Below are 21919 nucleotides of genomic sequence, written 5' to 3' on the forward strand. Positions count from 1 at the left end.
GAAAGGGCTCGACATGCATCAATTGACCCTGGCCGAGATCGCCCGCGGCCTCGCCGACAAGCAATTCTCCGCCGAAGAGCTGAGCCGCAGCCTGCTGGCGCGTATCGCGCAGCTCGACCCGCAGCTCAACAGCTTCATCACCGTCACCGAAGACCTTGCGCTGGAACAAGCCAAAGCCGCCGACGCCCGTCGCGCTGCCGGCGAAAACAGCCTGCTGCTCGGCGCGCCGATCGCCCACAAGGATCTGTTCTGCACCAACGGCGTGCTGACCTCCTGCGGCTCGAAGATCCTCACCGGCTTCAAGGCGCCCTATGACGCCACCGTGGTGGAGAAACTCAAGGCCGCCGGCACCGTCACCCTGGGCAAGCTGAACATGGACGAATTCGCCATGGGCTCGGCCAACGAATCCAGCCACTACGGCCCGGTGAAGAACCCTTGGGACACCAGTCGTGTACCGGGCGGTTCTTCGGGCGGCTCGGCTGCCGCCGTGGCCGCGCGCCTACTGCCGGCTGCCACCGGCACCGATACCGGCGGCTCGATCCGCCAGCCGGCTGCGCTGACCAACCTCACCGGCATCAAACCCACCTACGGCCGCGTCTCGCGCTGGGGCATGATCGCCTACGCCTCCAGCCTCGATCAGGGCGGCCCGCTGGCCCGTACCGCCGAGGACTGCGCCCTGCTGCTCGGCGCCATGGCCGGTTTCGACAGCAAGGATTCCACCAGCGTCGACCAGCCGGTCGATGACTACCTGGCCGCCCTCGCCCAGCCACTGGCAGGCCTGCGTATCGGCCTGCCGAAGGAATACTTCGGTGCAGGTCTGGACGCGCGTATCGGCGAGAAGGTCATGGCCGTGGTCGAAGAGCTGAAAAAGCTCGGGGCCACCGTCAAGGACATCAGCCTGCCGAACATGCAGCACGCGATCCCCGCCTACTACGTGATCGCGCCGGCCGAGGCCAGCTCCAACCTGTCGCGTTTCGACGGCGTACGCTTCGGCTACCGCTGCGAGAACCCGAAAGACCTGCAGGATCTGTACAAGCGCTCGCGCGCTGAAGGCTTCGGTGCCGAGGTCAAACGGCGCATCATGGTCGGCACCTACGCGCTGTCAGCCGGCTACTACGACGCTTACTACATCAAGGCCCAGCAGATTCGCCGACTGATCAAGAACGACTTCGTCGCAGCCTTCAAGGACGTCGACGTGATCCTCGGTCCGACCACGCCGAACCTGGCCTGGAAACTCGGCGAGAAGAACGCAGACCCGGTGTCTGCCTACCTGGAAGATATCTACACCATCACCGCCAACCTCGCCGGCATTCCCGGCCTGTCGATGCCAGCCGGCTTCGTCGATGGCCTGCCGGTGGGCGTGCAGTTGCTCGGCAACTATTTCCAGGAAGGTCGCCTGCTGAATGTCGCGCACCAGTACCAACAGGTCAGCGACTGGCATAACCACGCACCCAAAGGCTTCTGAGTCATGGCGCAGCCATGCGACCCATACCCCTCTCCCCTCGGGAGAGGGTGGCGCGAAGCGCCGGGTGAGGGCCGCACAGACCGCACGCCATACAGGATTGAGGAACACTAGAGATGCAATGGGAAACCGTGATCGGGCTTGAGATCCACGCTCAGCTCAGCACCCAATCGAAGATTTTCTCGGCCAGCGCCACCACCTTTGGCGCCGAGCCCAACACCCAGGCCAGCCTGGTCGACCTCGGCATGCCCGGCACCCTGCCGGTACTGAACGCCGAAGCCGTGCGCATGGCCTGCCAGTTCGGCCTGGCCATCGACGCCGAGATCGCCGAACGTAACGTCTTCGCGCGCAAGAACTACTTTTACCCGGACCTGCCCAAGGGCTACCAGACCAGCCAGATGGACCAACCCATCGTTGGCAAGGGCTTCCTCGACATCACCCTGGAAGACGGCACCGTCAAGCGCATCGGCATCACCCGCGCGCACCTGGAAGAAGACGCCGGCAAGAGCCTGCACGAAGACTTCCACGGCATGAGCGGCATCGACCTGAACCGCGCCGGCACACCGCTGCTGGAGATCGTCTCCGAACCAGACATTCGTTCGGCCAAGGAAGCCGTGGCCTACGTGAAGGCGATCCATGCGCTGGTGCGTTACCTCGGCATCTGCGACGGCAACATGGCCGAAGGCTCGCTGCGCTGCGACTGCAACGTCTCCGTGCGCCCAGTCGGCCAAGCGGAATTCGGCACCCGCGCCGAGATCAAGAACGTCAACTCCTTCCGCTTCATCGAAAAGGCCATCAATCACGAAGTGCAGCGCCAGATCGAGCTGATCGAGGACGGCGGCAAGGTGGTGCAGGAAACCCGCCTGTACGATCCGAACAAGGATCAGACCCGCTCCATGCGCAGCAAGGAAGAAGCCAACGACTACCGTTACTTCCCCTGCCCGGACCTGCTGCCGGTGGTGATCGAACGCAGCTTCCTCGACGAACTGCGCGCCGGCCTGCCCGAACTGCCGCCGCAGAAACGCGAGCGCTTCGAGAGCCAGTTCGGCCTGTCCACCTATGACGCCAGCGTGCTGAGTGCCAGCCGCGAGCTGGCCGACTACTTCGAAGTGGTCGAGAAGACCTGTGGCGATGCCAAGCTGTCGGCCAACTGGGTGATGGGCGAGCTGTCCAGCCTGCTCAACAAGGAAGGCCTGGAGATCGAGCAGTCGCCAGTGTCCGCCGAGCAACTGGGCGGCCTGATCCTGCGCATCAAGGACAACACCATCAGCGGCAAGATCGCCAAGATGGTCTTCGAGGCCTTGGCTGCCGGTGAAGGCGCCAGCGCTGACGAGATCATCGAGAAGAAGGGCCTCAAACAGGTTACCGACTCCGGCGCCATCGAAGCCATGCTCGATGAAGTACTGGCTGCCAACGCAGAGCAGGTCGAGCAATACCGCGCCAGCGATGAAGCCAAGCGCGGCAAGATGTTCGGTTTCTTCGTTGGTCAGGCCATGAAAGCCTCCAAGGGCAAGGCCAACCCGGGGCAAGTGAACGAACTGCTGAAGAAGAAGCTCGAAGGCTGAGCCAGGCCGGCGCGCTTACGCCAGCTGCAATGACGCCGGGCTCGCCCGGCGTTTTTCATGGAGACCACGAACATGACGATGCGTAGCCCGGATGCAATCCGGGAACCTTTGCTACCCCGGATTGCATCCGGGCTACAGGCCTGCGTTCTACTCGGTGCACTCGCCCTGCTCGGCGGCTGCTCCACCTTAGGCGGCGGCTCTGGCAGCAGCGAAACCGGCAAAGCCTCCTATTACGGTGACCGTCACCACGGCCTGCGCACTGCCAGCGGCGAACGCTTCGATCAGAACGCGCTGACCGCTGCTCATCGCACCCTGCCATTCGGCACCCGGGTACGGGTCACCAACCTGAACAACGAGCGCAGCGTGGTGCTGCGCATCAACGACCGCGGCCCCTTCGTGCGCGGTCGGGTCATCGATGTTTCCCGCGCCGCTGCAGTGCGCCTCGACATGCTGCGCGCAGGCGTGGTGCCGGTCAGGGTCGAGACGCTGGACTGAGGAACAATTGGCAACAAAATCTTTCTGCCGCCCCTGGCGGCCAAAAACGCCATCGCTACACTAGCCGCACTTTTTTCGGAGTTACCCTGCAATGACCCTGATGACCTATGTCTACCTGATCGCCGGCCTGGTGCTGCTGGTTGCCGGCGCCGAGGTATTGGTACGCGGCGCCGCCAAGCTGGCCGCACAGTTCGGCATCCCGCCACTGGTAATTGGCCTGACCGTGGTGGCCTTCGGCACCAGTGCGCCGGAAACGGCGGTCAGCGTGCAATCGGCCTTCAACGGCAGCGGCGACCTGGCCATCGGTAACGTGATCGGCAGCAACATCGCCAACGTGCTGTTGATTCTGGGCGTGACCGCCCTGGTCGCACCGCTGGTCGTCTCGCGCCAGCTCATTCGCCTCGATGTGCCCATCATGATCGGCGCCAGCCTGCTCACCTTCGGCCTGGCCTGGGATGGTGAACTGAGCCGTTTCGATGGCACCTTGCTGTTCGCCGGCGTGCTGGCTTACACCGGTTTCCTGATCTATAGCGCGCGCAAGGACAAGGGCGGCGACGATGACGAATTCGCCAAGGAATTCGGCCTCGACGAGGCGCCCAAGCCCTATGCCTGGGTGATCAACCTCGGCCTGATCATCGCCGGCCTGGTGCTGCTGGTGGTGGGTTCCAACTTCCTGGTCGAAGGCGCCGTGCAACTGGCGCGCGCGCTGGGCCTTTCCGAGCTGGTGATCGGCCTGACCGTGATCGCCATCGGCACCTCACTACCAGAGCTGGCCACCTCGATCATCGCGGCGTTCAAGGGCGAGCGCGACATTGCCGTGGGCAATATCGTCGGCAGCAACATCTTCAACCTGCTCTGCGTACTGGGCCTGGCCTCGCTGGTCTCGCCCGCCGCCATCGCAGTATCGCCCAATGCCCTGGCCTTCGATTTCCCGGTGATGATCGCCGTGGCCGTCGCCTGCCTGCCGATCTTCTTCAGCGGCTATCGCATCAATCGCTGGGAAGGCCTGCTGTTCCTGGGCTACTACGTGGCCTACACCCTCTATCTGGTGATGTTCAGCACGGGCCGCCCGCTGGCTCAAACCTTTGGTGACGCGATGATCGGCTACGCACTGCCGCTTACCGCCATCACCCTGGTGATCATCGCCGGGCGCGCCTGGCACAAACAACGCGGCGAGCAGGTGTGACCATGAGCGACAACCATGATCGTGGCGTGCAGGTACGCCGTGAGGTGATGGGCGACGCCTTCGTCGACCGCGCCCTGGGCAACGCCACCGAATTCACCCAGCCGCTGCAGGATTTCGTCAACGAGCATGCCTGGGGCGGCGTGTGGACGCGCAGCGGTCTGCCGCGCGCGACCCGCAGCCTGATCACTCTGGCGGCCTTGACCGCACTGAAATGCCCGCAGGAACTCAAGGGCCACGTGCGCGGCGCGCTGAACAATGGCTGTACCGTCGAGGAAATTCGCGAAACCCTGCTGCACTGCGCGGTGTATGCCGGCGTACCGGCCAGCATCGATGCTTTCCGTGCGGCACAGGAAGTGATCGACGAGTATCAGAGCAATACCGGTTCGTAGGGTGATGCCGTGCGCGCCATCGGTGCGCACGACACCACCCTACGGCGCCCTTCCCTAGATCCAGCCCCCCCACTGCAGTATCAGCAGACCGATATTGGTGGTGACCACCGCCGCCAGGGTGGTGATGACGATGATCGCCGCTGCCAGCTCATGGTTGGCGCCCACCGCGCGGGCCATGACGAAGCTGGCCGCCGCCGTCGGGCTGGCGAAGTAGAGAAACAGGATCGCCAGATCCGCCCCGCGAAAGCCCAGCAGCCAGGCGCCGAAGGTGCTCAGCAGCGGCAGCCAGACCATCTTCATCATGCCTGAACCGATGGCCGTGCCGCTGCTGCGGCGCAACGACGCCAGACTCAGGGTGCCGCCAATGCAGATCAGCGCCAGCGGCAGGGTCATCTGCGCGAAGTACTCGGCCGAGGTCAGGAACCACTGCGGCAGCGGGATTTTCCAGTAGGCAATCGGTACCGCCAGCAGCACGCCAATGATCATCGGGTTGGTCACGATGCTGCGCGCGATGGCCTTGGCGCCGGGTTTCACGCCTGGGCTGTAGATGGCCAGAACCACCGCCGAGAGCGCGTTATAGCAAAGGATCACCAGTGCGGCGAGCAGCGAACCGACCGACAGGCCATAGTCGCCATACATACTGGTGGCCAGCGCCAGACCGACGATACCGTTGTTGCCACGGAAGGCGCCCTGGGTGTAGATGCCACGATCCTCGAACGGCACTCGCCAGATCGCCCAGGCCCAGGCGACGAAGAACGACGCAGTAGTGGCCAGAAAGAAGTAGCTCAGCAACTGCGGCTGCATGGCCGTATCCAGGTCGGCCTTGACTACACCAAGAAACAGCAGGGTCGGCATGGTGCCGCGAAACACCAGACTCGAAGCGGTGTCGATGAAGGGCGTATCGATCCAGCGCAGGCGTTTGAGCGCCACGCCGAGAAACAGCATGGCGAACACGGGCGCGGTGATGGCAAGGGTTTGTGCAGCGGCGGCGAGCATGACGACACCAGCAGGTTGTCTGACGACCTATGTTAGCTGGCTAAGCATCTTCCTGCCATGGGCAAAAGCTGCGCAGTTGCAGGGTGGGCCGGGCGGCGATCCGCTTTAGCCCACGCGAACCCGCGTTGGTGAGCTCAAGCCCATCCTACGGCCTAAGCCCACCCTACGCCCTAAGGCGTCTGGATGTGCGAAGGCTTAGCGTCGTACCGGACGTTTCTGCAACTTGCGCTGCAGGGTGCGGCGATGCATGCCCAGGGCACGGGCGGTGGCGGAGATATTGCCTTCATGCTCGGCCAGCACGCGCTGGATGTGTTCCCACTGCAGACGGTCCACCGACATCGGGTTTTCCGGCACCAGGCTGTCGAGGTCGGCATGCTCGGAAAGCAGTGCAGTGAGGACATCGTCGGCATCAGCCGGTTTGCACAGGTAGTTGGCCGCGCCGCGCTTGATCGCCTCCACCGCGGTGGCGATGCTCGAGTAACCGGTGAGGATCACCACACGCATCTCGGCGTCCAGCTCCAGCAGCTTGGGCAGCAGCACCAAGCCGGAGTCACCTTCCATCTTCAGGTCGACCACGGCGTAATCCGGCAGGTCATCCTTGGCCAGAGCCAGGCCTTCTTCGGCGCTGGAGGCGGTAGACACGCGCAGGCCGCGGCGGCTCATGGCGCGCGCCATCACGCGGGTAAAGGTGGGATCGTCATCGACCAGTAGCAGATGGGGCTGCTCTTCGCCTTCGAACAGGGATTCTTCGCTCATGCTGGGGTTTTCCTTGTCAGGCCACGCCATAGGCTCGCGGCAACTTCAATTCGGTGAGGGTGCCGCCTTCTTCATGGTTATACAACTTAACCGTGCCACCAGCACGGGTCACGCTGGCCTGGCTGAGAAACAGTCCCAGGCCGAAGCCCTTGCCCTTGGTGGTGAAGAAGGGCCGCCCAAGCTGCTCGGCGATGGCCAGCGGCACACCTGCACCGTGGTCGCGGATGCTCAGGCGCAGCCACTGGTGGTCCCAGTCCAGGCGAATGTCGAGTTTGTCCGGGCAGGCGTCGGCAGCGTTGTTGAGAAGATTGAGCAGGGCCTGGGTGAGGTCGGCCGGCGGCATGATGCGCGGCGGCGTGCCACGACCCAGGCATTGATAGCGGTAGCTGGCCTCAGGACGCATCAAGTGCCAGCGATTGAGGGTCGTTTCCAACCATTCGACGCAGGACTGCTCCACCACCGCCTGGCGCCGGTCATTCTCGGCGGCACGCACCAGTTGCTGCAGGGTGTACTTGCACAGCTTGACCTGCTCCTGCAGCAGGGCCAGATCATCCTGCAGCGCCGGCTTGTCGCGATACTCCTGGCGCAGCTCCTTGAGCAACACGCTCATGGTGGCCAGTGGCGTACCCAGTTCATGGGCGGCGCCGGCAGCCTGAGTGGCCACGGCCAGCAGTTGCTGGTCACGCAGGCCTTCCTCGCGGCGTTCGGCGCGCAGCTCGTCCTGACGGCGCAGCTCCTCGGCCATCTTGGCAACGAAGAAGGTGATCAGCGCAGCAGACAGGGCAAAGCTCAGCCACATGCCGTAGACCAACAGGCTCTCACGCGCGGCCGGCAGCTCGAGCGGATGGGTCCACACCAGCAGCAGTGTGTAACCGGCCAGCGCCAGGCCGGCCAGGACGATGGTGAACATCCAGGGTAGCGTTGCCGCGGCAATGGTCAACGGCACCAGATAATAGGACACAAAGGGGTTGGTCGAACCGCCCGAGTAATACAGCAGCACGCTGTGGATGATCAGATCGCAGCCCAGCTGCACGGCATACTCGACTTCGGTCACCGGCCAGGGACCGCGCAGGCGCATGGCCGTACCCAGGCACAACAGCAGAGAAACGCCAAGGGTGACCGATAATTGCAACCAGGGTAGCGGTAGCATGCCCGACTTGTAGGCGAGACCGACCGAGCCAGCCTGAGCGGCCAGCACCAGAATACGGATAAGGGTCAGCCGCCAGAGGTTCTGGCGGCTGGCGGAGAGTAATTGCACGGGTTCGAGCATGGCGACTCCATTGGTTGCACTGAGTATAACCAAGCCTGGCGCGGCTCTCCGCCGCTGCGGCAACCGGACGCACATTTCATCAAAGCCAGATTGGTGGGCAGGATGAAAAAAATGCTGCGGCATTAACCCGGATCGCGACTCGTCTTCGTCTAACCTCGGGAAACGGCCACAAGGCCATCGAAAAAGGAACAGCACCATGCGCACCATGACCCGTATCGCCACCGCCCTCGCCCTCACCGCCGCCAGCCTGGCCAGCAGCGGCCTGCTGGCCGCCGAGGCGCGCTACAACCAGATCGCCCTGCGCGCCGAGGTCAACCAGGAAGTGGCACACGATCTGATGCACGTCACCCTCTATACCGAAGCGCAGCACAGCGACCCGGCCAAACTGGCCGCCGAGATCACCACTACCCTCAACAAGACGCTGGAGCAGATCCGCCAGGTCAAGGGCGTGGCAGTCAAACTCGGCAGCCGCAACAGCTACCCGGTGTATGACGACAAGGGCCAGAAGATCACCGCCTGGCGCGAGCGCGCCGAGGTGCGTCTGGAAAGCGCTGACTTCGCCCGCTTGTCCACCCTCACCGGTGAATTGCTGCAATCGATGAAGATGGCCGGCATGGATTTCAGCATCGCCACCGACACCCGCAAGACCCGTGAAGATGCCATGCTCAAAGACGCCGTGAATGCCTTCAAGGCACGCGCGCAACTGGCCACCGAAGCGCTTGGCGGCAAGGGCTACAAGCTGGTCAGCCTGAACCTCAACACCGGTGGTTTCCAGCCGCCAATGGCCATGCGCAACTTCGAAGCCAAGGGCATGGCGATGATGGATTCTGCCCCCACACCGCAAATCGAAGCCGGTACCAGCCAGGTCACGGTCAGTGCCGACGGCGTCATCGAAGTGCAGATGCCCTGAACCCCGCTCCGCAACAAAGCAGCGCCGTTATCGTCAGATAACGGCGTTTCGCCATCTTTTCCCTGCAACATTTTCATAAATGCGACAGCAAATTACAGCGCTGTAGCGCTAACCATTTTCCGCGCGGCAACCCCCTTGCCTCGGGCACAAGGCCTGCATAGTTTCGGCGGTGGTCTCCACAAGAGGCTCCTCAAGGACCACAACCACAACAACGATGAGGTCAAGATGCGCAAGAACGCCATTCTCCAGGCTCTACTCACCGCTGGACTGATCGCCAGCGCTCCCCTCGCCAGCGCCGCCAACCTGGTGTTCTGCTCCGAAGGCAGCCCTGCCGGTTTCGACCCAGGCCTGTACACCACTGGCACCGACTTCGACGCCGCCGCAGAAACCATCTTCAACCGCCTGACCCAGTTCGAGCGCGGCGGCACCAAGGTCGAGCCCGGCCTGGCAGAAAGTTGGGAGGTGTCCGACGACGGTCTGATCTACACCTTCAAGCTGCGCCCCGGGGTGAAGTTCCACACCACCGAATACTTCAAGCCCAGCCGCGAACTCAATGCCGACGACGTGCTATTCACCTTCAGCCGCATGCTCGACAAGGAGCATCCGTTTCGCAAGGCGTACCCCACCGAGTTCCCCTACTTCACCGACATGGGCATGGACAGCAACATCGCCAAGCTGGAGAAGCTCGATGACATGACCGTGCGTTTCACCCTCAACGACGTGGACGCCGCCTTCGTGCAGAACCTGGCGATGAGCTTCGCCTCGATCCAGTCCGCCGAGTACGCCGACCAGCTGCTCAAGGCTGGCAAGGCCGCCGACATCAACCAGAAACCCATCGGCACCGGCCCCTTCGTGTTCAGTCGTTACCAGAAGGACGCGGTGATCCGCTACAAAGGCAACCAGGACTACTGGAAGCCCGATGACGTGAAGATCGACAACCTGATTTTCGCCATCAACACCGACTCGTCCGTGCGCATGCAGAAACTCAGGGCAGGCGAATGCCACGTCACCCTGTTCCCACGTCCGGCCGACATCGAGGCACTGCAGAAAGATCCCAAACTGCAGATGCCCGAACAGGCCGGCTTCAACGTCGGCTATATCGCCTACAACGTCACCCACCCACCGTTCGACAAGCTGGAAGTGCGTCAGGCGCTGGACATGGCGGTGAACAAACAGGCCATCCTCAATGCGGTCTACCAGAACGCCGGGCAACTGGCGGTCAACGGCATGCCGCCAACTCAGTGGTCGTATAACGAGGACATCAAGGACCCGGCCTTCGACCCGGAAAAGGCCAAGGAGCTACTCAAGGCCGCCGGCGTCAAGGAAGGTACCGAGGTCACCTTGTGGGCCATGCCGGTGCAGCGCCCGTACAACCCCAATGCCAAGCAGATCGCCGAAATGCTGCAGGCCGACTGGGCCAAAATCGGCATCAAGGCACGCATCGTCAGCTACGAATGGGGCGAGTACCTCAAGCGCGCCAAGGCCGGCGAACACGACGCCATGCTGATCGGCTGGAGCGGCGACAACGGTGACCCGGACAACTGGCTCGGCACCCTCTATGGTTGCGACGCGGTCGACGGCAACAACTTCTCCAAATGGTGCTTCGAGGACTACGACAAACTGGTCAAGGCCGCCAAGCGCACCACCGACGTGGCCGAACGCACCGAGCTGTACAAGCAGGCACAGGTGATCCTCAAGCGTGAGGTACCGATCACTCCGCTGGCACACTCCACCGTGTACCAGCCGATGCGCAAGGAAGTGCAGGACTTCCGCATCAGCCCGTTCGGCATCAACTCGTTCTATGGTGTAGGTGTCGGCAAGTAACACGCTGCAATCGACGCCCTGAAAGGGGCGCCGATTGCAGGACGTTCAACCAGGAGTCACCATGCCCACCTTTCCCCTACTGCGCAGCGCTCTGCTGGTTGCCGCGCTGCTTGCTGTTCAGGCCCAGGCGACCAACCTGGTGGTGTGCAGCGAAGCCAGCCCGGAAGGGTTCGACATCGTTCAATACACCGCTGCCACTACCGCCGACGCCACGGCGGAAACTCTGTTCGAACGTCTGGTGGCCTTCGCCCCCGGCAGCACCGAAATCGTGCCGGCATTGGCAGCAAGCTGGGAAATAGCCGATGACGGCCGGAGCTACACCTTCACGCTACGCAAAGGAGTTAAATTCCACGCCAACCAGGATTTCAGCCCCAGCCGCGAATTCAATGCCGATGACGTGCTGTGGAGCTTCCAGCGCCAGCTTGACCCGGCGCATCCCTGGCACGCACTGTCGCTGCGCGGCTTCCCCTACGCAGAGGCCATGGGCCTGGCACAGCTGATCGAGCGCATCGACACGCTCGACCAGCACCGCGTGCGCTTCGTCCTCAAACACCCGGAGGCGCCCTTCCTGGCCAACCTGGCCATGGGTTTCGCCTCCATCTACTCGGCCGAATACGCCGATTACCTGCTCGCCACTAACCAACCCGAACGCCTGAACAATGCCCCCATCGGCACCGGGCCTTTCGTTTTCGAGCGCTACGCCAAGGACGCTCAGATACGCTTTCGCGGCAACCCCGATTACTGGAATGGCGCACCCAAGGTCGAGCGCCTGGTGCTGGCCATCACCCCCGAGCCCAACGTGCGCCAGCAAAGGCTCAAGGCCGGCGATTGCCAGATCGCCCTCTACCCGCGTCCAGTGGATATACCGGCGCTGAAGGCCGACCCGAAACTGCAGGTACTGGAACTGGATTCGCTGCTAAGCGCCTATATCGGCATCAACACCCGCCACCCGCCGCTGGACGATGTGCGTGTGCGCCAGGCGTTGAATCTGGCGTTCGACAAGGCCACCTACATTCGCGCGCAGTATGGCGAAGGTAACGCCACACCGGCCGTGGCACCTTACCCGGCAACGCTCTGGGGGCATGATCCCACGCTCACCGACTGGCCGCACGATCCCGAGCGAGCCCGCCAACTGCTGGCCGAGGCTGGTCACGCTGATGGCTTCGCCCTGTCGATCTGGACCCGCCCCGGCGGCGGGCCAACCAACCCCAACCCCGGGATCGGCGCGCAGATGCTGCAGGCCGATCTCGCTGCCATCGGCATTCGCAGCGACATTCGCGTGTTCGAGTGGGGTGAGCTGATCAAGCGTGCCAAGAACGGCGAGCACGACCTGGTGTTCATGGGCTGGGCCGGCGACAACGGCGATCCGGACAACTTCCTCACCCCCAACCTCTCCTGCGCAGCCGCCGAGAGTGGCGAGAACCAGGCGGGTTGGTGCGACAAGGCCTTCGATGCCCTGATCACCCAGGCACGCCGCGAGCCCGAGCAGAGCAAACGCGCCGCGCTGTATCGTCAGGCACTGGCAATCTTCCATGAACAAGCGCCGTGGATAGCCCTGGCCCACCCGAAGCAGTTCGCAGCCCTGCGCAAGGGCGTCGAGGGCTTCGTGCTCAGCCCGATGGGCTCGAACAACTTTTCCAGGGTGAGCGTGCCATGAGCGGCCATGGCTCGGTCCCGATGAAAAGAGCTTACGGGCCGGCCCAGGCCTGGGCCGGTTAAACGCCCAGACCGAAGGGGTCGTCCACCGAATGGCTGGGCTGGGTAAACCAGCGCGGGCCGTCGGCGGCCATATAGAAGTGATCCTCGAGACGGATGCCAAACTCGCCCGGCACGCAGATCATCGGCTCGTTGCTGAAGCACATGCCTTCTGCCAGCGGGGTCTCATCGCCGCCGACCAGATACGGCCCTTCGTGAATGTCCAGGCCGATGCCGTGCCCCGTGCGGTGCGGCAGGCCTGGCAAGCTGTAGCCGGGCCCAAGCCCTGCCGCTTCCAGGCTACGCCGGGCCGCCGCGTCCACCGACGAACAGGGCGCTCCCAGGGTGGCCGCCTCGAACGCCGCCTGCTGAGCGGCTTTCTCCTTGTTCCAGAATTCGCGCTGACGCGCGCTGGGCGTGCCGAAAACGTAGCTGCGGGTGATGTCCGACAGGTAGCTGTGCACCTTGCAGCCGGTGTCGATCAGCACCATGTCGCCGTCCTTGAGCCGTTGCGCATGCTTGACCCCATGCGGAAAGGCACTGGCAGCACCGAACAGCACGATGCAGAAGATCGAGCCAGGCGCACCGACACGGCGGTGCGCCTGGTGGATGAACTCGGCGACCTCGGTGGTGCTGATACCTTCATGGAGGATGCTCGCAGCCGCCTTGTGCACTTCCAGGGTCATGTCCTTGGCGCGTTGCATCAGGGCGATTTCGGCTGGCGATTTGGATTGGCGGCAGGCCGTGGTGATGCCGCCGGCATCGACGAAACGATAACCGCTGGTCAGTTGGCGAATGCCCTCGAACATGAAAAAAGGCAAAGAAGAACAAAGACCTACCTTCGGCTGCGCACCATCATTGGGCAATATCCCCAGGCGCTTCAGGCAGTTCAGAAGTAACACGTAGGGGCTTTCGTGCTCCTGCCAGGTATTGATTACGCCGGGCACCACCTGAAAGTCTCGCACCGTGCCTTCCTCGAACGCAGGCGCCAGGTACTCCAGTGCGCCGCTGGCCGGCAGAATCGCACCGACCATGCGTTCGCTGGCATGCCACTGCACGCCGGTGAAGTACTGCAGGTTGCTACCGGCAGCCAGAAACAGCGCGGCGATATCCTGCTCGCGCATCAGCGCCTGAGCGCGGGCGATGCGTACCTGGTACTCCGCCTCGCTGATCGGCTCCGCGCCGTCCATCATGTTCTGCAGGCGCGCCAAGGCCTGCTCCGGCGTGCTGCCGCCCACTCCCAGTGTCATCTGCGCATCCTCGTCTGGCGCCCACGACGAACATCGTCACCGGGCAATTCGTTGCGGCAAAATTTAAGTGGAACTTAAATTTTGGTCAAAGTTTTTTTCAGCCAGACTTAAAAAGCTCCCCGGTATCAGGCTGAAGTCCCAGTAGCTCATGGGTATACTGCGCTGATCCGAACAGCGAGCCACCTCCATGACCGCAGATCGCATTGGCGAACGCTTGCGCCGCTACCGGCGGGCCGCCGGCAAGACCCTCAATCAGGTAGCGGCAGACGCCGGTCTGACCGCCAGCTTCCTGTCCCAGGCAGAACGCAACCTGACCGGCGTATCGCTATCCTCGCTGGCGAGCATCGCCAAGTCACTCGATGTACCGCTCAACGTGCTGTTCGACCAGCCCACCCAGGCGCAGCCGGATTCTCACGTCAACGAACGGGTGCGCTACACCGTAGGCGGCCAGTTGCTGGCCTATGAGCGCCTGTCCAGTTCATTTCCCGGCAACTCGATCAACGCGGTGAAGATGAACATTCCGGTGGGCTATCGGTCTGAATTGATCGCGCATGAAGGCGTGGAATTCTCCTACGTACTCAGCGGGCAGATCGTCTACACCATCGAGGGTCGCGACTACCCCCTCGGCCCCGGCGACTCGGTGCATTTCGATGCCGGCAAGCTGCATCGCCTGGCCAATACTGGCGATGCCCCGGCCGAAGTGCTGACCATGACCACCATGGCGCTTTTCGGCGATCACCCCGCCAACGAGTGACCTTTTGCCCCAATTCAGGGCAAATATGCGCAATGTTAGTGCTGCTTAATTTTTGTTGACCACAATTTCAGCATGACTTAATCTCGAGCTCGACCCGGTGGGCTATCCGCCTTCACCGCATTACGAGCTCGCGCTGCACCCAGGCGCGAACAAAAAGAAAAAAGAGGTTCGCATGCGTATGCCCCCCCTGTGCACGGCCCTGCTCACCGCAGGACTGCTCACCAGCGCTTCGTTCACCCACGCCAACAACCTGGTGTATTGCTCCGAAGGCAGTCCGGGTGGTTTCGACCCCGGCCAGTACACCACCGGCACCGACTTCGATGCAGCCTCGGAAACCATCTTCAACCGCCTCGCCGAATTCGAGCGCGGCGGCACCAAGGCACAACCGGCCCTCGCCACCTCCTGGGACGTCAGCGAAGACGGCCTGACCTATACCTTCCATTTGCGCGAAGGGGTCAAGTTCCACACCACCGATTACTTCAAGCCGACACGCGACTTCAACGCCGACGATGTGCTGTTCACCTACCAGCGCATGCTCGATCGCAACCACCCGTTCCGCCAGGCATACCCCAGCGAGTTCCCCTACTTCACCGATATGGGCCTGGACAAGAACATCGCCAGCATCGAGAAGACCGACGACATGACCGTGGTCTTCACCCTCAACGCCGTGGATGCGGCTTTCGTGCAGAACCTGGCGATGAACTTCGCCGCCGTGCATTCGGCCGAGTACGCGGACCAGTTGCTCAAGGTGGGCAAGGCCGCCGAGATCAACCAGAAACCCATCGGTACTGGCCCATTCGTGTTCAGCCGTTATCAGAAGGACGCGGTTATCCGTTTCAAGGGCAACACGCAGTACTGGGCACCCGAACAGGTGAAGATCGATAACCTGATCTTCTCCATCAATACCGACGCCTCGGTACGCGCACAGAAGCTGCGCGCCGGTGAATGCCACATCACCCTCAACCCGCGCCCTGCCGACCTCCAGGGCCTGCAGGCCGACAAGAACCTCAAAGTACCGACCGAGCCTGGCTACAACCTCGGCTACATCGCCTACAACGTCACCCGTGCGCCGTTCGACAAGCGCGAAGTGCGTCAGGCGCTGGACATGGCCGTGAACAAGGCGGCGATCATCGACGCCGTGTACCAGGGCGCCGGCCAGCTGGCCGTGAACGGCATGCCACCGACCCAGTGGTCCTACGACGAGTCGATCAAGGATGCCGCCTACGACCCGGAGAAAGCCAAGGCGTTGCTCAAGGCCGCCGGCGTGAAAGAAGGTACCGAGATCACCCTGTGGGCCATGCCGGTACAGCGTCCCTACAACCCCAATGCGCGGCTGATGGCCGAGATGCTGCAAAACGACTGGGCCAAGATCGGCATCAAAGCCCGCATCGTCAGCTACGAGTGGGGCGAGTACATCAAGCGTGCCCATGCTGGTGAACACGACGCCATGCTGATCGGCTGGACCGGCGACAACGGTGACCCGGACAACTGGCTCGGTACCCTGTATGGCTGCGCCTCGGTAGACGGCAACAACTTCTCCAAGTGGTGCGACAGCGAATACGACAAGCTGGTGGTTGCCGCCAAGCGCGTGACCGATCAGGAACAACGCAGCGAGCTGTATCGTCAGGCCCAGGTGGTTCTCAAGCGCGAAGTGCCGATCACACCGATCGCTCACTCCACGGTCTACCAACCGATGCGCACCAGCGTCAAAGGCTTCCAGATCAGTCCCTTCGGTCGCAACAGCTTCATCGGTGTCAGCAACGACTGATAGCCGGCTGTGCGAGCGCCCCCGAACGACGCCCCGGGCAAACGCCCGGGTCACGTCGTGATCGAACAGCTAACCTGCAACGTGCTCGACGCAATCGCCAGAATTCCAGGCGGCTCGATACCGTTCTGATTAGGAGTTACCCACCGCCATGCTGAGCTTCATTGCACGCCGCCTGGGCTTGCTGATCCCCACCTTCTTCGGCGTCACCTTGCTGACCTTCGCGTTGATTCGCCTGATCCCCGGTGACCCGGTGGAAGTCATGATGGGCGAACGCCGCGTCGATCCGGAAATGCACGCTCAGGCCATGGAGCGCCTGGGGCTGAACAAGCCACTCTATGCGCAATATTTCGACTACATCGGCCAGCTCGCCAGCGGCAACCTCGGCGAATCGCTGCGCTCGCGCGAAAGCGTATGGAAAGAGTTCCTCACCCTGTTTCCCGCCACCGTCGAACTGGCATTGGCCGCCTTGCTGTTCGCCGGCACTCTGGGGGTGATCGCCGGTGTCATCGCGGCACTCAAGCGCGGTTCGCTGTTCGACCATGGCGTGATGGGTATCTCGCTGACCGGCTATTCGATGCCGATCTTCTGGTGGGGCTTGCTGCTGATCATGTTCTTCTCGGTGGGTCTGGGCTGGACGCCGGTGTCCGGGCGTATCGACCTGCTCTACGATATCCCGCCGATCACCGGCTTCATGCTGATCGACACGCTGCTGAGTGATGAACAAGGTGCCTTCGTCGACGCCCTGCACCACCTGATCCTGCCGGCCATCGTGCTCGGCACCATTCCGCTGGCGGTGATCGCACGAATGACTCGCTCAGCCATGCTCGAAGTACTGCGCGAGGACTACATCCGCACCGCGCGGGCCAAGGGCCTGTCGCCGACGCGCGTGGTGTTCGTCCATGGTCTGCGCAATGCCTTGATCCCGGTGCTGACCGTGTTCGGTCTGCAGGTCGGCGCCCTGCTCGCCGGCGCCGTACTGACCGAAACCATCTTCTCCTGGCCGGGTATCGGCAAATGGCTGATCGAAGCCATCGGTGCCCGCGACTATCCGGTGGTACAGAACGGCATCCTGCTGATCGCCTGCCTGGTGATCCTGGTCAACTTCACCGTGGACATCCTCTATGGCCTGGCCAATCCACGTATTCGCCATCAGAAATAGGGACGGCGCGATGAAGAATCATAAAGATTGCGTAGGGTGGACGACGCTTCACCCGTCCACCGCGGCCTCTTCACGGTGGATGAAAAAAGCGTCATCCACCCTACGCGAGGTGCGCCCATGAGCACCGTCACCAATCTCGACCAGAGCCTGCTCTACCCCTCGCCACTGAAAGAGTTCTGGCAAGCCTTCAGCCACAACAAAGGCGCCGTCTGTGGCCTCGGCTTCATGCTGCTGATGGTGTTCTGCGCACTGTTCGCGCCCTGGGTCGCGCCGCATAACCCCAGCGAACAGTACCGCGACTTCCTGCTCACTCCGCCGGTCTGGCTGGATGGTGGTCAGTGGCAGTTCCTGCTCGGCACCGATGAGCTGGGTCGCGACCTGCTCTCGCGCCTGATCCACGGAGCACGCCTGTCGCTGCTGATCGGCCTGGCTTCGGTGGTGCTGTCGCTGCTTCCCGGCATCCTGCTGGGTCTGGTCGCCGGTTTCTTCCCGCGCCTGCTCGGCCCCGGCATCATGCGCCTGATGGACATCATGCTGGCGCTGCCGTCGCTGCTGCTGGCAGTGGCCATCGTCGCGATCCTCGGCCCTGGGCTGATCAACACCATTTTCGCCATCGCCATCGTCTCGCTGCCCTCATACGTACGCCTGACCCGCGCGGCCGTGATGGGTGAACTGAACCGCGACTACGTCACCGCCGCACAACTGGCCGGCGCCAGCCTGCCACGGCTGATGTTCTTCACCGTGCTGCCCAACTGCATGGCGCCGCTGATCGTGCAGGCCACTCTGAGTTTTTCCTCGGCGATTCTCGACGCCGCCGCGCTGGGTTTTCTGGGCCTCGGCGTACAACCGCCGACACCCGAGTGGGGCACCATGCTCGCGTCGGCGCGCGACTACATCGAACGCGCCTGGTGGGTCGTAAGCCTGCCTGGCCTGGCGATTCTGCTCAGCGTGCTGGCAATCAACCTGATGGGCGACGGCCTGCGCGACGCCCTTGACCCGAAACTGAAGAACGCCATCTGAGGAGGCCCATATGCACAAGATGATCTCGATGCGCATGGCGCACCCTGCTGCACGGCCCCGTAGGGTGCGCCGCGCGCACCACAGCGGACTGGAGACCACACCATGAGCCTGCTGGATATCCGCAACCTGTCGGTGCGCTTTGGCGCGTCCGACGCCGTGCCGGTGGTCGACGGGCTCGACCTCAGTGTGGAAAAGGGCGAAGTGCTGGCCATCGTCGGCGAGTCCGGCTCCGGCAAGTCGGTGACCATGATGGCGCTGATGGGCCTGATCGACGCGCCCGGCATCGTCCAGGCCGATTGCATGCAGTTCGACAATACCGACATGCTGCGCCTGAAGGGCCGGCAGCGTCGGCGTATCGTCGGCAAGGACCTGTCCATGGTCTTCCAGGACCCGATGACCGCGCTCAACCCCAGTTACACCGTGGGTTTCCAGATCGAGGAAGTACTGCATCAGCACCTCGGCCTGAAAGGGAAAGCGGCGCGTGCTCGCGCCCTTGAGCTACTCGAGAGGGTCGAGATACCCGGTGCCGCCAGTCGCCTCGATGCCTACCCGCATCAGCTTTCCGGCGGCATGAGTCAGCGCGTGGCAATCGCCATGGCGATTGCCGCCGAACCCAAGCTGCTGATCGCTGACGAGCCCACGACTGCGCTGGACGTGACCATCCAGGCGCAGATCATGGAACTGCTGCTGGATCTGCAACGCGACCAGGGCATGGCCCTGGTGCTGATCACCCACGACCTTGCCGTGGTGGCCGAAACCGCCCAGCGCGTCTGCGTGATGTACGCCGGGCAAGCGGTGGAACTGGGCCAGGTGCCGACCCTGTTCGATGCCCCCAGCCATCCATACACCGAAGCGTTGCTCAAGGCGATCCCTGAACATAGCGCCGGCGCCCATCGCCTGGCGACCCTGCCCGGTATCGTCCCCGGCCGCTATGACCGCCCACAGGGCTGCCTGCTGTCACCGCGCTGCCCCTATGTGCAGCCACGTTGCCGCGACGAGCGCCCGACGCTGGACGCACACGAGCGAGGCGCCGCGCGCTGCTTCTTTCCTCTTGCACCCACGGCGGAGGTGGCCTGATGAGCACCGTACTTCAAGCCCGTGAGCTGACCCGTCACTACAGCGTTTCCCGTGGTCTGTTCAAACCGGCAGCTTTGGTGCAGGCGCTCAACGGCGTGTCCTTCAGTCTGCAGGCCGGCAAGACCCTGGCTGTGGTTGGCGAGTCCGGCTGCGGCAAGTCCACCCTGGCCCGCGCCCTGACGCTGATCGAAGAGCCCAGCTCCGGAAGCCTGCAGATCGCCGGGCACGAAGTGACCGGTGCCAACCATGCCGAGCGCAAACAGCTGCGCCGCGACGTGCAGATGGTGTTCCAGAACCCCTACGCCTCGCTCAATCCGCGACAGAAGATCGGTGACCAACTGGCCGAACCGCTGCTGATCAACACCCACCTTTCGCGCGCCGAGCGCCGTGAGAAGGTGCAGGCGATGATGCAGCAGGTGGGGCTGCGTCCGGAGCACTATCAGCGCTACCCGCACATGTTCTCCGGCGGCCAGCGCCAGCGTATCGCCCTGGCCCGCGCCATGATGCTGCAGCCCAAGGTGCTGGTAGCGGACGAACCGACCTCGGCGCTGGACGTGTCGATCCAGGCCCAGGTACTCAACCTGTTCATGGATCTACAGGAGCAGTACCAGACCGGCTACGTGTTCATCTCGCACAACCTCGCGGTGGTGCGTCATGTCGCCGACGACGTGCTGGTGATGTACCTCGGCCGCCCGGTAGAGATGGGCCCGGCCGTGGCGCTATACGCGCGCCCGCTGCATCCCTACACCCGCGCCCTGCTGTCGGCGACGCCGGCGATTCATCCGGACCCGGAAAAGCCACGGATGAAGATCAGCGGTGAGCTGCCCAATCCGCTGAACCCGCCGTCCGGCTGCGCCTTCCACAAGCGCTGCCCACATGCCGACGAGCGCTGCCGTAGCGAGCGCCCGGAGCTGCGTCTGATCGATACGCGGCAGGTGGCCTGCCACCATGTGGAGCGGATCGTCGACTAGCAGACATGGCGCGCCGCGCGGCAGGGTCTCGGGGTGCGCACGGCGCACCCGGCAAGTCAAATGCCGGCCGCCGGTCCCACCGACGCCGCGTCATGACGTCGGAGGCAGCGTCAACTCGATGTTTTCTGCCAGCGAGTCTTCCAGCCGCTGCAGCTCCACGCCGACCGCAGCGGCGTCGTCAGCCAGAGTTTCGGCGATATGCAGGAACTCCGCCGTGGCTTCGACGAAGGCCAACACCACCATGGGGTCGAAGCGCGTGCCGCTGGCCGCGCTGATCTGCGCCACCGCCTGCTCCAGGCTGATGGGTGGCCGGTAAGGATGCCGGCAGCTCAGCTCTTCGAAGTGACCTACCAGCGCCATCAGACGCGCCGAAAGCGGAATCTGCTCGCCTGACAACCCCTGCGGATAGCCTTTGCCGTCCCAACGCTCATGTTGGCCGTAGACGATGTCTTTGGCATCGGAAAGAAAATCGGTGACGCTGCCCAGCTTGCGCTCGGCTCGCTGCAACGCGTCCCGTCCGGCGATCACCCCCTCGCTCAGCAGGCGCAGGTCATTTTCATCCGGTTCGCCATGATTGAGCAGTACGCGATCCGGAAGGGTCAGCCGGTCGATCACATGCAACATGGCCGACTTGCCCAACTGGGCGATGCGCTCCTCGCTCAGAGACGCCGACAAGGCCGGCTGCTGCCGCGCGAATGCAGCGGTCAGGCAGGTCATGTAGCGCTCGATACGCTCCAGGCGACGACTGCTCGGGTTGTCACGCATGACGGCAACGCTGGCCATGGCCTCGATGGTGACATCCTGCAGGTTCTGGATATCGCGCGTGCGACGCTTGACCTCGAGTTCCAGATACTCGCTCTTGTCACGCAGGTAATCGGTGGCCGCCTTGACCTGCAACTGCGCTCGAACGCGCGCGAGCACGATGGGCGCGCTGACCGGTTTGGTGATGTAGTCGGCGGCGCCAAGGTCGAAACCCAACTGCTCGTCGGCGGCATCGCTGCGACCGGTGACCAGGATCAGCGGGATATGACAGGTCTGCGGGTCGGTTCTGAGCCCGCGACAGAGCGCGTAATCGTCCTGCCAGCCCAGCAGAATCAGGTCTGGCTGCGGCCGCGACCTGGCCGCGTGTAGCGCCTCCTTGCTGCCAACCAGCCGCACCTGATAACGGTCGACCAAAAGCGCGCCGAGGCGCTGGCGCGCATCGACTGCATCGTCCACAACCAGAATCAGCTCCTGCTCCAGCCTATCGAGCATCCCGCGCATGGCGATCTCCGTTGGCACCTGCTTATCCATCATTAAAGGCGCTGGGCTTCAGTTGCGCTCACGCCGTCGTACAAATGACCTCGGCAGAGCTTTGAAAGTGCAATGCGGA

General features: G+C 63.2%; 19 protein-coding genes. 14 read left to right on the top strand and 5 right to left on the bottom strand.

Features of this window, described 5'->3' with window-relative positions; genetic code table 11:
* Positions 1–13 precede the first annotated feature (13 nt).
* The 5 genes from gatA (at position 14) to H3221_RS01385 (ending at position 5097) form a co-directional block, all read left to right on the top strand.
* Positions 14–1465, top strand: a complete 1452-nt coding sequence (gene gatA / locus H3221_RS01365; protein WP_196473750.1) for an Asp-tRNA(Asn)/Glu-tRNA(Gln) amidotransferase subunit GatA — start codon at positions 14–16, stop codon at positions 1463–1465.
* Between the two features lie 113 nt (positions 1466–1578).
* The gene (gatB, locus tag H3221_RS01370; RefSeq protein ID WP_196473751.1) at positions 1579–3027 is read left to right on the top strand and encodes an Asp-tRNA(Asn)/Glu-tRNA(Gln) amidotransferase subunit GatB; all 1449 of its coding nucleotides are present in this window, start codon (positions 1579–1581) and stop codon (positions 3025–3027) included.
* Positions 3028–3099: 72 nt separating this feature from the next.
* Positions 3100–3522: a septal ring lytic transglycosylase RlpA family protein gene (locus H3221_RS01375; protein ID WP_196473752.1), complete on the top strand. Its 423-nt coding sequence runs from the start codon at positions 3100–3102 to the stop codon at positions 3520–3522.
* Positions 3523–3613: 91 nt separating this feature from the next.
* Positions 3614–4708: a calcium/sodium antiporter gene (locus H3221_RS01380; RefSeq protein WP_196473753.1), complete on the top strand. Its 1095-nt coding sequence runs from the start codon at positions 3614–3616 to the stop codon at positions 4706–4708.
* 2 nt (positions 4709–4710) lie between these two features.
* A complete protein-coding gene (locus H3221_RS01385) occupies positions 4711–5097 on the top strand; it encodes a carboxymuconolactone decarboxylase family protein (RefSeq protein WP_196473754.1) in 387 nt (128 codons plus the stop codon).
* A gap of 54 nt (positions 5098–5151) precedes the next feature.
* Here H3221_RS01385 and H3221_RS01390 read toward each other — a convergent pair whose 3' ends face one another.
* The 3 genes from H3221_RS01390 to H3221_RS01400 form a co-directional block, all read right to left on the bottom strand.
* Positions 5152–6093: an AEC family transporter gene (locus tag H3221_RS01390; protein ID WP_196473755.1), complete on the bottom strand. Its 942-nt coding sequence runs from the start codon at positions 6091–6093 to the stop codon at positions 5152–5154.
* Positions 6094–6288: 195 nt separating this feature from the next.
* A complete protein-coding gene (locus H3221_RS01395; protein WP_024306962.1) occupies positions 6289–6849 on the bottom strand; it encodes a response regulator transcription factor in 561 nt (186 codons plus the stop codon).
* Positions 6850–6865: 16 nt separating this feature from the next.
* On the bottom strand, positions 6866–8119 hold the full coding sequence (locus H3221_RS01400; protein WP_196473756.1) for an ATP-binding protein: 1254 nt from the start codon (positions 8117–8119) through the stop codon (positions 6866–6868).
* A gap of 196 nt (positions 8120–8315) precedes the next feature.
* Between H3221_RS01400 and H3221_RS01405 the strand changes: the two genes are divergently transcribed.
* The 3 genes from H3221_RS01405 (at position 8316) to H3221_RS01415 (ending at position 12510) form a co-directional block, all read left to right on the top strand.
* Positions 8316–9029, top strand: a complete 714-nt coding sequence (locus H3221_RS01405; RefSeq protein WP_196473757.1) for an SIMPL domain-containing protein — start codon at positions 8316–8318, stop codon at positions 9027–9029.
* 225 nt (positions 9030–9254) lie between these two features.
* On the top strand, positions 9255–10853 hold the full coding sequence (locus H3221_RS01410; RefSeq protein WP_196473758.1) for an ABC transporter substrate-binding protein: 1599 nt from the start codon (positions 9255–9257) through the stop codon (positions 10851–10853).
* Positions 10854–10914: 61 nt separating this feature from the next.
* Positions 10915–12510: an ABC transporter substrate-binding protein gene (locus tag H3221_RS01415; protein ID WP_196473759.1), complete on the top strand. Its 1596-nt coding sequence runs from the start codon at positions 10915–10917 to the stop codon at positions 12508–12510.
* Between the two features lie 58 nt (positions 12511–12568).
* On the opposite strand, the gene H3221_RS01420 is transcribed toward H3221_RS01415, so the two are convergent.
* Positions 12569–13798 carry a M24 family metallopeptidase gene (locus tag H3221_RS01420; RefSeq protein WP_196473760.1) on the bottom strand — a complete coding sequence of 410 codons (1230 nt, stop codon included), beginning with the start codon at positions 13796–13798 and terminating at the stop codon, positions 12569–12571.
* A 187-nt stretch (positions 13799–13985) separates the two neighbouring features.
* On the opposite strand from H3221_RS01420, the gene H3221_RS01425 reads away from it, so the two are divergent.
* From H3221_RS01425 to H3221_RS01450, 6 genes are all read left to right on the top strand, one after another.
* Positions 13986–14552 carry a cupin domain-containing protein gene (locus H3221_RS01425; RefSeq protein WP_196473761.1) on the top strand — a complete coding sequence of 189 codons (567 nt, stop codon included), beginning with the start codon at positions 13986–13988 and terminating at the stop codon, positions 14550–14552.
* Between the two features lie 172 nt (positions 14553–14724).
* Entirely contained in the window at positions 14725–16320 is a 1596-nt protein-coding gene (locus H3221_RS01430) for an ABC transporter substrate-binding protein (protein ID WP_196473762.1), read from the top strand.
* A gap of 148 nt (positions 16321–16468) precedes the next feature.
* Positions 16469–17479: an ABC transporter permease subunit gene (locus H3221_RS01435; RefSeq protein WP_196473763.1), complete on the top strand. Its 1011-nt coding sequence runs from the start codon at positions 16469–16471 to the stop codon at positions 17477–17479.
* A 117-nt stretch (positions 17480–17596) separates the two neighbouring features.
* Positions 17597–18499, top strand: coding sequence for an ABC transporter permease subunit (locus H3221_RS01440; RefSeq protein WP_196473764.1), 903 nt, complete (start codon positions 17597–17599; stop codon positions 18497–18499).
* A gap of 102 nt (positions 18500–18601) precedes the next feature.
* Positions 18602–19576: an ABC transporter ATP-binding protein gene (locus H3221_RS01445; RefSeq protein ID WP_196473765.1), complete on the top strand. Its 975-nt coding sequence runs from the start codon at positions 18602–18604 to the stop codon at positions 19574–19576.
* Positions 19576–20547, top strand: a complete 972-nt coding sequence (locus tag H3221_RS01450; RefSeq protein WP_196473766.1) for a peptide ABC transporter ATP-binding protein — start codon at positions 19576–19578, stop codon at positions 20545–20547. Before H3221_RS01445 ends, H3221_RS01450 begins: the two co-directional genes overlap by 1 nt.
* A gap of 90 nt (positions 20548–20637) precedes the next feature.
* On the opposite strand, the gene H3221_RS01455 is transcribed toward H3221_RS01450, so the two are convergent.
* Positions 20638–21810 carry an HD domain-containing phosphohydrolase gene (locus H3221_RS01455; RefSeq protein WP_196473923.1) on the bottom strand — a complete coding sequence of 391 codons (1173 nt, stop codon included), beginning with the start codon at positions 21808–21810 and terminating at the stop codon, positions 20638–20640.
* Positions 21811–21919 lie beyond the last annotated feature (109 nt).

The sequence above is a fragment of the Pseudomonas chaetocerotis genome, from assembly GCF_015712105.2.
GTDB lineage: Bacteria > Pseudomonadota > Gammaproteobacteria > Pseudomonadales > Pseudomonadaceae > Aquipseudomonas > Aquipseudomonas chaetocerotis.